Raw genomic sequence first — 12,040 nt, forward strand, 5'->3', positions numbered from 1 at the left:
GTGCGCGCGCCGCCTCCCGCCACGGCCACCGCCAGGCCGGCGTCGTGCGCCAGCCCGCGCAGGCGCGAGCGACCCCGCGGGCCGCGGGGCGGTTCCTGCAGCGCGACGACGTCCGCGTCCAGGGAGCGGAGCACGTCGACGACGGCGGACCGGTCGTCCTTGAGCTGGCGGACGTTCCACGTGGCGACGCGCAGAGGGGGCACGGGGCCATTCCATCGCAGGGCGGTGCGGGCGCACCACCCGCGCACAGACAGGGCGGTGCGGGCGCACCACCCGCGCGCAGACAAGGCGGTGGGGGCGCCGCGCCCGGACCGCGGTCGGCGCCCCGGGTCACCGGTCCCGCGGGTGCGGGCCGACCCGCGCCGTGTCACGTTGGGAGCCGGAGCGCCGCCCGCCCCTCGCGGGGAGCCCGGCGGCGCGGAGGAAGGAGACCTCGCATGCGCACCACCAGGACACGGTTCCTCCCGGCGCTCGCGGGCGCCGGGGTGCTCGCCCTCGGCGCCTGCACGGCGGCGGGAACCGGACCGGACGACACCGGCTCCCCGTCGGCCGAGCCGCCCGCGTCACCCACCGCCTCCCCGACCGCGGACGACGACGCCACGAGCGCGCCGGGCGCCGGCGCGGACTGCGTCGAGGGCGAGTGGGACGGGGACCTGGAGGCGCTGGAGCGCCGCGCGGTCGACTCCCTGGACCTGGGCCAGCTCGAGGTCGACCCCGACGTCACCGTCTCGGGGGGGACCGTCTTCACGTTCGACGGCTCGACGATGACGACCGACTTCGAGGACCTGGTGACCGAGGTCGTCCTGGCGGTCGACGGCGGCCAGGAGGTCGCGGTCACGGTCCGCGTGGACGGGATGCTCGAGGGGGCCTACACCGTGGAGGGCGACACGCTCTCGGTCACGGACGTCGACGTGAGCGCGCTGGAGTCGGAGATCGTGGCCGAGCTGGGCGGCGAGGAGTACGACCTGCCCGGCGTCGAGGCCCTCGGCAGCGACAGCTACGCCGTGGACCAGGAGTTCACGTTCGAGTGCGACGAGGAGGAGCTGCGGCTCACGCCCGTGGCGGACGTCGACCTCGGCGACGACGCCACGGAGTCGCCCGAGCCGACGGAGTCGCCCGAGCCGAGCGAGTCGCCCGACGACGGCGAGACGGAGCTCGAGCCGCTGACCCAGGTGCTCACCCGCCGCTGACCCGCGGCACCGACCCGCGGCACGCACGAGGCCCCGGCCCCCCGTGAGGGGCCGGGGCCTCGCGTCGTGTCAGGGTGCCGGCCGTCAGACCAGGTGCGCCTCGTGCTCGAGGCGGGCCTCGGCGTCGACCTTCGCCGCGCGGAACCGGGACAGGATCACGGCGCCGAAGGCGACGAGCGCCGCGAACGTCGCGATGCCGAGCCGCAGCGTGTGGTTGGCGTCCGGGCCGATGCTGACCTGGACCACGGCGGGGGCGATGAGCAGCGCCACGAGGTTCATGACCTTGATCAGCGGGTTGATCGCCGGGCCGGCCGTGTCCTTGAACGGGTCGCCCACGGTGTCGCCGATGACGACGGCCGCGTGCGCGTCGGAGTTCTTCCCGCCGTACTTGCCGTCCTCGACGATCTTCTTCGCGTTGTCCCACGCACCGCCGGAGTTGGCCAGGAAGACGGCCATGAGCACACCGGCGCCGATCGTCCCGGCGAGGAAGCCCGCGAGCGGGCCGACGCCGAGACCGAAGCCGACCGCGATCGGGGCGAACGCCGCGAGCAGACCGGGCGTGGCGAGCTCCCGCAGGGAGTCCCGGGTGCAGATGTCCACGACCTTGCCGTACTCCGGACGCGTCTCGCCGGTCATGATCCCGGGCATCTCCCGGAACTGGCGGCGGACCTCGAACACGATCGCGCCGGCGGCGCGCGTGACGGCGTCGATCGCCAGCCCGGAGAAGAGGAACACCGTCGCCGCACCCAGGATCACGCCGACCAGGGTGATCGGGGAGATGACCTCGTAGGAGAGCATCGCGACGGCGAGTCCGCCCTCGTCGGCGAGGTCGCCGACGTTCTCGAGGGCCTGGCGCACCGCGTCGGAGTAGGAGCCGAAGAGCGCTGTCGCGGCGAGCACGGCCGTGGCGATCGCGATGCCCTTGGTGATGGCCTTGGTGGTGTTGCCGACGGCGTCGAGGTCGGTGAGCGTCTGCGCGCCGGCCGCGTCGATGTCGCCGGACATCTCGGCGATGCCCTGCGCGTTGTCGCTGACCGGGCCGAACGTGTCCATCGCGACGATGACGCCGACCGTGGTCAGCAGACCGCAGCCCGCGAGCGCGATGAGGAACAGCGACAGCCACACGGACCCGCCGGCGATGAGGAACACCGCGCAGATGGCCGCGGCGATGATGCCCGCGGTGTAGACGGCCGACTCGAAGCCCACGCCGATGCCCGACAGGACCACGGTGGCCGGTCCGGTGAGCGACGTCCGCGCGACGTGCAGCGTCGGCTTCGACGTCGTGCCCGTGAAGTAGCCGGTCAGCCAGAGGATGATCCCGGCGAGCAGGATGCCGATGACGACGGCGAGCGTCGCCAGGAGGCGGGGGTCGCCCGTCTCCGACGCGAAGTCGCTGCCCTCGATGGGGGTGAGCCCGGCGAAGCTGGACGGCAGGTACACGTAGGCGGCGACCGCCGACAGGACCGCGCCGATGACCGCGGAGGTGTAGAAGCCGCGGTAGATCGCCCGCAGTCCGCTCTCGGTGCCGCGGACCCGCGTGATGTAGACCCCGAGGGCGGCGGTCAGCGCACCGATCGCCGGGACGATGAGCGGGAAGACGAGGCCCTGCTCGCCGAACGCGACCTTGCCCAGGATGAGGGCCGCGACCAGGGTCACCGCGTAGGACTCGAACAGGTCCGCGGCCATGCCCGCGCAGTCGCCGACGTTGTCGCCGACGTTGTCCGCGATGGTCGCCGCGTTGCGCGGGTCGTCCTCGGGGATGCCCTGCTCGACCTTGCCGACCAGGTCCGCGCCGACGTCGGCGGCCTTGGTGAAGATGCCGCCGCCGACGCGCATGAACATCGCGAGCAGCGCCGCGCCGAAGCCGAAGCCCTCGAGCACCGCGGGGGCGTCGCCGCGGTAGATCAGGACGACCGAGGCCGCGCCGAGCAGGCCGAGGCCGACGACGGACATGCCGACGACGCCGCCGGTCCGGAACGCGATGCGCGCCCCCTCCGTCCGGCCGTTGCTGTGCATCGCCGCCGCGGCCACGCGCACGTTGGCGCGTACCGCCAGCCACATGCCCAGGTAGCCGATGGCGGCGGAGAAGCCCGCGCCGAGCAGGAAGAAGATCGACCGGCCGACCCGGACCCCGGTGTCGCCGGGGAGCAGGAAGAGCAGCGCGAAGACGAGGACCGCGAACAGCACCAGCGTGCGGAACATGCGGTTGAGGTAGGCGGACGCCCCCTCCTGGACAGCGGTGGCGATCTCCTGCATCTTCGTCGTCCCCTCGCCCGCGGCGAGGACCTGCTTGCGCAGGACCACCGCGAGCGCGAGCGACACGACCGCGACCAGGGCGATACCGCCGACGATGATGAGGCTCGAGGTTCCGAGCGAGGGCATCCGTCCTCCTTGAGCACGTGCCGTCCGGCGACGTTGCCGGCGGCGCAGGCGACCGTTCGGGCCGCGGGATGCGCGCAGTCTACGGGTGCTCGCAGGTGCCGCGAGCCGGGCCGGAGCCCGGCCCCGCGGATCGGACGCGCGGGCGTGCCGTGCACGGCGTTGGCCTGCCCGGCACCGCGCGAACCGTTCCCCGCACGCCCCCAACGTTCCTGGCCGCCCGCTCGTCATGATGGGTGAACGCGGACTCCAGGTCCGCCCGGGACCGCGGAAGGTCGCCATGGCCCAGTGGGAGCAGGCGCTCGACGAGCTGGTGCGCACGCGCGGCACCGCGCTCGTCGGCTACGCGTACCTCCTGTGCGGGGACCGCCGCGAGGCGGAGGACCTCGTCCAGGACGCGCTGGTCCGGACCTTCGCGCGGGGCCGCCTCACGGAGGCCGCCGCGCTCGAGGGGTACGTGCGGCGCACCGTCCTCAACACCTACCTCGACGGCTTCCGCCGACGGCGCCGCTGGGCCGCCGTCCGGCACCTCGTCGCGGAGGCGCCCAGCCGACCCGGCCCCGAGGCGCCGTCGTCGGCGCGGGTGGACGTCCAGGAGGCGCTCGCGACCCTGTCCCCGCGGCAGCGCGCGTCCGTCGTCCTGCGCTTCTTCGAGGACATGACCGTCGCGCAGGTCGCCGACGCCCTCGCGCTCAGCGAGGGCGCGGTCAAGCGCTACCTGTCCGACGGGATCCGTCGGATGGAGGACCACCTCGGCCCGGTGCACGCGACGCAGGACGGCGGCACCCAGGACGTCGAGATCGTGACCGGGAGGAGCGGACGATGAGGATCGACCTGGAGCGTGCCCTGGCGGACGTCGCCGCCACCGTGGACGACGACGTGACGGCCGAGCGGATGAGCGGGCAGGTACGGCACATGGTCACGCGGGTGCGCCGGCGGCGGGCGGTGCGGCACACCGCGCAGGGTGTCGCGAGCGTCGGGGCGGTCGCGGTGATCGGCGTCGCGGCCACCTCCCTCGGCGGGGGGCCGCAGGGCGGGCCGGGGCCGAGCGTCCCGCCCGCGACCTCCTCACCCGACGTGACCGGGCCGCCCGTCCCGGCCCCGGCGCTGTCCTGCACCAGTGGCGTGCCGGATCCGACGACGGGGACGCCGGCGCTCGAGCTGACGGCCGCGTCCGAGGCGGAGCGGGGCCGGACCACCACGGTGGAGGGCGCGCTGCGCAACACCGGCGGCCGAGATCTCGACCTCGAGGGCTGGGGGATGTTCGAGCTCGTCGCCGTCGCCGAGGACCGCGTCGTGGGCACGATGGCCGGCGGTGGTGAGGAGTCGGGCTCGTTGCCCGCGGACGGCCGGCTCCGACCCGGCGACGCCGCGGGGCTGACGACGACCACGGGGTTCGCCTCCTGCGAGGATCCTGCGACGACGCTCGCCCCCGGCGAGTACACCCTCGTCGGGCGGCTCCTGGCGGAGCTCGGGGGGGACGTGGTCGAGGTCGTCAGCGAGCCGCTGCCCTTCACCGTGACCGGGCCGGAGCGGGAGGTGTCGGCGCTGGAGTCCGAGCGCGCCCTCGAGAGCCTCCTCACCGTCGCGGAGGAGACCGACGGCCCGTTCCCGGTGTGCGGCACGAAGCCCTGGCTCGACGACGGCATGCCCGCGCTCGAGCTCGACTACGTGGCTGGCGCGTCGGACCTGGTCGCCCCCGCGGGGACCGCTGTGCCGGGCGGTGTCACGCTGAAGACCACCGAGGGCCGGTACGCGATCGCCAACGCGAGCCCGCTCGCCCGCGTGGTGCTGCTGCGGGACGGCGTCGTCGTCGGGGTGCCGTTCCTCGACCCCGAGGACCTCGTCGACGTCGACCTCGCCGCGGGCGAGACGCAGCCCTTCGACCTCATGACGACGACGGCGCTGTGCGGCACCGGCGAGGGCGGCACGGGTGAGGCGCTGCCGCTGCCCGCCGGGGAGTACACCGCGATCGCGGCGCTCGACCTCATGGTCAAGGAGATCGGCGGGCCGGGTGAGGAGCCGGACGGCAGCACGTACCCGTACACCGCGGTGAGCGAGCCGGTGCAGGTCACCCTCCCCTGACCCGGTCCTCGGTCGACCGCGACGCGCGCGGACGGAGCCGCGGTCCGACCCTCGATGCGGCCGGTGCCGGCGAATCGACGCGGACGGGGCGGGTCGGGTCGGGTCGACGCTCGACGCGCGCGCGGTCCGCTCCCGGGTGAGCCTGGGAGCGGACCGTCGACCCGGAACCCCCACAGGAGGCACCTCGTGACCGACCAGACCACGCCGCAGGACCCGACCGAGCAGTACGGCTCGCCCGAGTCCGACACGATCCCCTACCCGGGTCTGACGAAGGACATGGACGACAAGCCGGACCACGGCGAGGAGACGTACCGCGGCTCGGGCCGGCTCGAGGGCAAGAGGGCCGTCATCACGGGCGGCGACTCCGGCATCGGCCGCGCCGTCGCGATCGCCTACGCCCGCGAGGGCGCCGACGTCGTCCTCTCCTACCTGCCCGAGGAGCAGGAGGACGCCGAGGAGACGGCGCGCTGGGTGCGCGAGGCGGGTCGGACCGCCGTGCTCGTGCCCGGGGACATCCGGTCGGAGGAGCACTGCCAGGAGATCGTCGACCGGGCGGTCGCCGAGCTGGGCGGCATCGACGTCCTCGTCAACAACGCCGCGTACCAGATGGCGCAGGACAACGGCATCCTCGACATCACGACCGAGCAGCTCGACCGCGTCATGAAGACCAACATCTACGCGCTGTTCTGGCTCACGAAGGCCGCGCTGGCGCACATGGGCGAGGGCGGCTCGATCATCAACACGTCCTCGGTCCAGGGCTACCAGCCCAGCCCCGAGCTGCTCGACTACGCGGTGACGAAGGCCGGGATCATCAACTTCACGCGCGGGCTGGCCCAGCAGCTCGCCGAGCGGGGGATCCGGGTCAACACCGTCGCGCCGGGGCCCATCTGGACCCCGCTCATCCCGGCCACCATGCCCGAGGGCAAGGTCGACAGCTTCGGGGACGACACCCCGCTGGGTCGGCCGGGCCAGCCGGCCGAGCTGGCCCCGTCGTACGTGTTCTTCGCCTCGCAGGAGTCCAGCTACACCACGGGTCAGCGCCTCGGTGTGGCGGGCGGGAAGATGATGCCCTGACCCACCTGCCTGCGGTCCTGACGTGACGAGGCCCCGGTCCCCTGAGGGGGCCGGGGCCTCGTCGGTGCTCGGTGGTTCGGTGCGCGCGGGCTCAGCCCTGCAGCGACTCCTCGAGCGTGGAGTGGATGGTGAAGACCTGCGTCAGTGCGGTGATGCGGAAGACCTTGAGGATCTTCTCCTGCGAGATCACCAGCTGGAGGTCCCCGCCGAGCGTCCGGACCTTCTTCAGCGCGCCGACCAGCACGCCGAGCCCGGTGGAGTCCATGAAGCTCACCTGCGTCAGGTCGACCACGAGGTTCGTGCTCTCGGCGTCGATGAGCGAGGACAGCTCCTCGCGGAGGGCCGGCGCCGTGTAGACGTCGATCTCCCCCGTGACCTCCACGACGGTGCGGTCACCGTTGGCACGGCTCGTGACGGTGACGTCCACACCGACCTCCTGGGTCTCTCGGGGTTACCTGAACCGGGCCATTCAACCAAAGACCGGCGTCCGGCACCCACAGACCACGCACAGGGGCGGCGCGGAGGCCCGGACGCGTCCCCCGGGTGGGCGAGCCGGGACCCGGCACGCGGTCGGGTCCCGGCCACGAGGCGGCCGCAGCCGACACGGGCTCGGGGGCGGTTCCCGGCGACCCGCGGGGCCCGTGTCGGTCACGGGTGCGACGATGCGCCGGTGGTCGACAGCGCACGCCTCCTCGACGTGCTGCTCGCGGGCGGCCGCCGGGCCGATCGCGCGACGCACGTCGAGCACCTGCCTGCCCGCGTCGGGCGGACGGCGCCCTGGCCGGACTGGGCGGATGCCCGGCTGGTCGCGGGCTACCGCTCGCTCGGCGTCGCGGAGCCCTGGGAGCACCAACTCGTGGCGGCGGAGGCCGCATGGGCGGGCCGCCACACGGTGCTGGCGACGTCGACGGGGTCGGGCAAGTCCCTCGCGTTCTGGCTCCCGGCGCTGACGGCGGTCCAGCGCGCCGCGGCGGCCGACGTGACGCCGCGGCGCGGCAGCGTGCTGTACCTGTGCCCCACGAAGGCCCTGGCGGCCGACCAGCTCGCGGGCCTCGAGCGGCTCCTGCAGGCCGGGGACCACCGGGACCTGCGGCCCGCGACGTGCGACGGGGACACGGGCCCCACCGAGCGGCGGTGGGTGCACGAGTACGCGGATGTCGTCCTGACCAACCCGGACTTCCTGCACTTCTCGCTGCTGCCCGGGCACCGCCGGTGGGCGCGGCTGCTGCGGGGCCTGCGGTACGTCGTCGTCGACGAGTGCCACGCCTACCGGGGGGTCTTCGGCGCCCACGTCGCCGCGGTGCTGCGCCGGCTGCGCCGGGTGGCCGCGCACTACGGCAGCGACCCGACCTTCGTCCTCGCCTCGGCGACGACCGCCGAGCCGGCCGCGAGCGCAGCGCGACTGCTGGGCGTCTCCGCCGACGACGTGGTCGCGGTCACCGACGACGCGTCCCCGCAGGGCCGCAAGACGTTCGCCCTCTGGCAGCCGCCGGAGCTGCCGGGCCAGGCCGCGGTCCTCGGCGAGCCGGAGCCCGCCGAGGTCGCCTCGCTCCCCCGCGCGGTGACCGGCACCGACGACGACGCCGCCCTCGCCGCACCCGGTGAGTCGCACGGCGCACCGCCCGACGGCGCCGTGCCGCCGGGCGCACCGCACGAGGCGCACCACGAGGACGCCCCCACCGCGCCCGCCCACCGGACGGCGACGGCGGAGATGGCCGACCTGCTCGCCGACCTCGTCCTCGCAGGGGCGCGGACCCTCGCGTTCGCCCGGTCGCGGCGCGCCGCGGAGTCGGTGGCCGCCGCCACGCAGGACCACCTCGACCAGGTCAGGCCCGGCCTCGGCCGCACGGTCGCCGCGTACCGCGGTGGCTACCTACCCGAGGAGCGGCGGGCCCTGGAGCACGCGATCCGGTCGGGCGACCTGCAGGCGCTGGCCACCACGAACGCGCTGGAGCTGGGCGTGGACATCTCCGGGCTGGACGCGGTCCTCATCGCCGGGTGGCCGGGCACCCGGATGTCCCTGTGGCAGCAGGCCGGTCGTGCCGGGCGAGCGGGGTCCGAGGGTCTCGTGGCGCTCATCGCACGGGAGGACCCCCTCGACACCTACCTCGTCCACCACCCGGAGGCGGTGTTCGGCGCCCCGGTCGAGGCGACGGTCTTCGACCCCGGCAACCCGTACGTACTGGGCCCCCACCTGTGCGCGGCGGCCGCCGAGGTGCCGCTGCGCTCCGAGGACCTGCCGCTCTTCGGCCCAGGCACCGCCGGGCTGCTCGACGTCCTGGTCGACCGGGGTGCCCTGCGCCGTCGGTCCTCGGGCTGGTACTGGACGCACCCCGAGCCGGCGACCCGCCTGACGGACCTGCGCGGCTCCGGCGGGGAGCCCGTGCGCGTGGTCGAGGTCGGGACGGGGCGCCTCCTCGGCACGGTGGACGCGGGGTCCGCCGACGCGACCGTCCACGCCGGCGCCGTGTACGTCCACCAGGGCGCCACGTACCTCGTCGAGGAGCTGGACCTCGAGCAGTCCGTGGCGATGGTGACGGCCGGCCGGGTCGACTACGGCACCTGGTCGCGGTGGCTCACCTCCATCGAGATCCGCGGCGTGCGCGCCGAGCGGACGGCCGGCCCGGTCCGCTGGGGCTTCGGTGCGGTGGACGTCACGACCCAGGTCGTCAGCTACCAGAAGCGCCGTCTGCCCGAGATGACGGTGCTCGGTCAGGAGCCGCTCGACTTGCCCACGCGCACGCTGCCGACGACGGCCGTGTGGTGGACCGCTCCCGTCGAGGTGCTCGCGGCCGCCCGGGTCGACGACGGGGACGTGCCGGGTGCCCTCCACGCCGCGGAGCACGCCTCGATCGGTCTGCTGCCGCTGCTGGCGACGTGCGACCGCTGGGACCTCGGCGGCGTGTCCACGGCCCTCCACGTCGACACCGAGTGCGCGACGGTCTTCGTGCACGACGCCTACCCCGGCGGCGCCGGGTTCGCCGAGCGCGGGTTCGAGCTCGGCCCCCGGTGGCTCCGCGCGACCCGCGACGCGATCGCCACGTGCGGGTGCAGCGCTGGGTGCCCGGCCTGCGTGCAGTCACCGAAGTGCGGCAACGGCAACAACCCGCTGGAGAAGGACGCCGCCGTGCGTCTGCTGGACGCGGTCCTGGCCCACGACGCCTGACCCGTCACGAACGGGCCCGTCCACCCCTGGGGGTCCCGGGACCCCGTCACCGGCCCCGCGCGGGCCGAGGCGCCCGCCGGGCCCAGCGGGGTGGGCACCTCGACCGTCAGGTCGACCACGCCCCCGCTGTCCACCGTGCACGAGGTCAGGCGGGCGTCGTGGCGCTCGGCGACGGCCGCAGCCCTGTCGCACGCCCCACCGCTCGGCGCGCCGGCGCCCTCGGCACCAGGCACGGCCGGCACCGCTGCGAGGTCGCGGTCTGGGTCGGGGTCGAGGTCGGGGTCGGCGACCAGACCCGGCGGTGCCGCCAGGCCCACCGGCAGGAGCAGGGACCGGGCGGCCGCCAGGGCCGACAGGTCGGCGGCCGTCTGCGCCACCGCCCGGGCCGTGTGCGCCCGGACGGCCACCGCGAGCGTGCCGCCGAGCACGAGGGTCACCGCGACGACGGCGACGACCAGCACCGAACCGGCCCCCTCGTCCCGACGGCCGCCCACGGCTCCGACCCGCGCCCTGACCATCCTGACCCTGTCGCTCACCGCCCTGTCCCCGGCGCTCACCGCCCTGTCCCCGGCGCTCACCGCCCTGTCCCCGGCGCTCACCGCCCTGTCCCCGGCGCTCACCGCCCTGTCGCCCGCGCTCACCGTCGGACCCCGGCGCTCACGGCTCGACCCACGCGGTGGCCGACCCGCGGACGGTGAGCCGACCCCCGGTGAACCACCCGCCGGGCGCCGCGGTGCTCACCACCACGGTCACCCACCGTCCGTCCGGCTGGACGAGCACGTGTGCCTCGTCGCCCGCGACGCGCTGGGCGGCAGCCCGGACCGCCGCGGGCGACTCCCCGATCGCCGCTGCTCGGGCACCGGCCCGGGCGCCGTCGGCACACCGCAGCTGGGCCGCCCCGGCGGCGACCGTCACCAGGACCACCGCCAGCACGAGCACGACCGCCGGGAGAGCGAGCGCGACCTCCGCCGTCACAGCACCCCGATCACGGTCGAGCCGCCCCGCCCCACGCCCTGCCCGGCGTGGACCCACGCCGAGCAGGGACGCAGGACGGGCCGCGCCACGGACGGTCACGTCGACAGGGCGCCGCGGACGATGCCCAGGAGGAGCCCGCGCACCTCGTCGCTGCGCAGGATCGTGATGAGAAGTCCCGCGAAGCCGGCGGCCGCGACGGTGGCGATCGCGTACTCCGCCGTCGCCATCCCAGCGTCGTCCCACCGGCTCCCTCGGGGGTCGGCGACCACCAGACGTGCCCGAGCGCGTCGCCCACCGCGCAGACGCGGGGAGCGGAGCCGCAGCGGCGGCACCGGGGCCGTCGGCCCCGACTGCTCCGCAGGCACGTCCGCCGCCTCCACGGACGCCCCCGTCCCCTCCGGCCCCGCCACACCGTCCCCTGCTGTCGTCATCATGAGGTGCCCTTCCCTTGTCGCCCGGTCGCGGGCCCCGACGGCGCCGGGTCGGCGCCGTGAGGCCAGACTTCGCGTCCGACCACCGGGAGACGGCGACGGGACGCTCACCGCGGTGGACCGACGCGGACGACGACGGCCTGTGGATCGGCGGGACGCGCAGATCGGCGGCCCCGGATCGGCACGCCCGACGTCAGGCACCGAGCGTGGTCGTGGCCATCGAGCCCAGGACCGGCACGAGCCCGACGAGCACGAACGCCGGGAGGTGGCACAGGCCGAGCGGCACCACGAGCCGGACCCCGAGCCGGGCGGCCGCCTCGGCCGCACGCGCGTCACGGTCGCGACGAGCCGCCTCCGCCGCACCGCGCAGCAGCGAACCGGGCGGCACGCCGTCCTCCCACGCCGGCCGGAGGGACCGTGCCACCGACGTCACCCCGGCCCCGGCGCCCGACCACGCCGCCTCCCAGGGCGCCCCGAGCCCCAGCGTGCGAGCCGCCCGACGCAGGTCGCTCCCGACCGGTCCACCGACCGCCACACCGACCGCGTCCAGCGCCTTCGGGACCCCGGCGCCCGCCCGGCACGCGCCCTCGACGAGGTCCAGCAGGACCGCCTCCTCGACCTCGTCACCAGCGACGGCCGGCCGGCGGGTCGCGGGGAGTGCCGCCCGGGACGACGGCGCGGTCGAACGGCTCGCCAGCCGTGCCACCCGGCCGCCCCGGTCCCCGGCCCGAGCCGCTCCC

At 75.4% G+C, this 12,040-nt stretch carries 11 protein-coding genes; 5 read left to right on the forward strand and 6 right to left on the reverse strand.

All coding sequences use genetic code 11. From position 1 onward, the window contains the following. The coding region (locus N866_RS12000) for an endonuclease/exonuclease/phosphatase family protein (protein ID WP_034226648.1) at positions 1-203 on the reverse strand (203 nt) is incomplete at its 3' end. A 234-nt stretch (positions 204-437) separates the two neighbouring features. Here N866_RS12000 and N866_RS12005 point away from each other — a divergent pair. After that, positions 438-1,190, forward strand: a complete 753-nt coding sequence (locus N866_RS12005) for a hypothetical protein (protein WP_034226649.1) — start codon at positions 438-440, stop codon at positions 1,188-1,190. An 84-nt stretch (positions 1,191-1,274) separates the two neighbouring features. Here the strand turns inward: N866_RS12005 and N866_RS12010 are convergent, their stop codons facing one another. After that, positions 1,275-3,572, reverse strand: coding sequence for a sodium-translocating pyrophosphatase (locus tag N866_RS12010; protein ID WP_034226652.1), 2,298 nt, complete (start codon positions 3,570-3,572; stop codon positions 1,275-1,277). A 229-nt stretch (positions 3,573-3,801) separates the two neighbouring features. On the opposite strand from N866_RS12010, the gene N866_RS12015 reads away from it, so the two are divergent. From N866_RS12015 to N866_RS12025, 3 genes are all read left to right on the forward strand, one after another. Next, positions 3,802-4,395, forward strand: a complete 594-nt coding sequence (locus N866_RS12015; protein WP_155855335.1) for a sigma-70 family RNA polymerase sigma factor — start codon at positions 3,802-3,804, stop codon at positions 4,393-4,395. Further along, positions 4,392-5,654, forward strand: coding sequence for a hypothetical protein (locus N866_RS12020; RefSeq protein ID WP_034226655.1), 1,263 nt, complete (start codon positions 4,392-4,394; stop codon positions 5,652-5,654). The genes N866_RS12015 and N866_RS12020 overlap by 4 nt, the downstream gene beginning before the upstream one ends. 186 nt (positions 5,655-5,840) lie before the next feature. After that, a complete protein-coding gene (locus N866_RS12025; protein WP_034226656.1) occupies positions 5,841-6,728 on the forward strand; it encodes an SDR family oxidoreductase in 888 nt (295 codons plus the stop codon). A gap of 91 nt (positions 6,729-6,819) precedes the next feature. On the opposite strand, the gene N866_RS12030 is transcribed toward N866_RS12025, so the two are convergent. Continuing rightward, positions 6,820-7,155 carry an STAS domain-containing protein gene (locus N866_RS12030; RefSeq protein WP_034226659.1) on the reverse strand — a complete coding sequence of 112 codons (336 nt, stop codon included), beginning with the start codon at positions 7,153-7,155 and terminating at the stop codon, positions 6,820-6,822. A 243-nt stretch (positions 7,156-7,398) separates the two neighbouring features. On the opposite strand from N866_RS12030, the gene N866_RS12035 reads away from it, so the two are divergent. Beyond that, entirely contained in the window at positions 7,399-9,894 is a 2,496-nt protein-coding gene (locus N866_RS12035; RefSeq protein ID WP_034226660.1) for a DEAD/DEAH box helicase, read from the forward strand. 657 nt (positions 9,895-10,551) lie between these two features. Here the strand turns inward: N866_RS12035 and N866_RS12040 are convergent. From N866_RS12040 to N866_RS12050, 3 genes are all read right to left on the reverse strand, one after another. After that, entirely contained in the window at positions 10,552-10,869 is a 318-nt protein-coding gene (locus N866_RS12040) for a TadE family type IV pilus minor pilin (RefSeq protein WP_034226661.1), read from the reverse strand. 95 nt (positions 10,870-10,964) lie between these two features. Then, positions 10,965-11,303 (reverse strand): DUF4244 domain-containing protein, encoded by a 339-nt coding sequence (locus N866_RS12045; RefSeq protein ID WP_081802601.1) that lies wholly within the window; start codon positions 11,301-11,303, stop codon positions 10,965-10,967. A 190-nt stretch (positions 11,304-11,493) separates the two neighbouring features. Then, positions 11,494-12,040 (reverse strand): type II secretion system F family protein (locus tag N866_RS12050; protein ID WP_216699439.1); only part of this gene is annotated, 547 nt, incomplete at its 5' end.

The organism is Actinotalea ferrariae CF5-4, assembly GCF_000603945.1.
GTDB lineage: Bacteria > Actinomycetota > Actinomycetes > Actinomycetales > Cellulomonadaceae > Actinotalea > Actinotalea ferrariae.

Excerpts from the sequence above, each read along its gene's own strand:
- N866_RS12005 (WP_034226649.1), top strand. The coding sequence starts at position 438 with ATGCGCACCACCAGGACACGGTTCCTCCCGGCGCTCGCGGGCGCCGGG.
- N866_RS12010 (WP_034226652.1), bottom strand. The coding sequence starts at position 3,572 with ATGCCCTCGCTCGGAACCTCGAGCCTCATCATCGTCGGCGGTATCGCC.
- N866_RS12020 (WP_034226655.1), top strand. The coding sequence starts at position 4,392 with ATGAGGATCGACCTGGAGCGTGCCCTGGCGGACGTCGCCGCCACCGTG.
- N866_RS12015 (WP_155855335.1), top strand. The coding sequence starts at position 3,802 with ATGGGTGAACGCGGACTCCAGGTCCGCCCGGGACCGCGGAAGGTCGCC.
- N866_RS12045 (WP_081802601.1), bottom strand. The coding sequence starts at position 11,303 with ATGATGACGACAGCAGGGGACGGTGTGGCGGGGCCGGAGGGGACGGGG.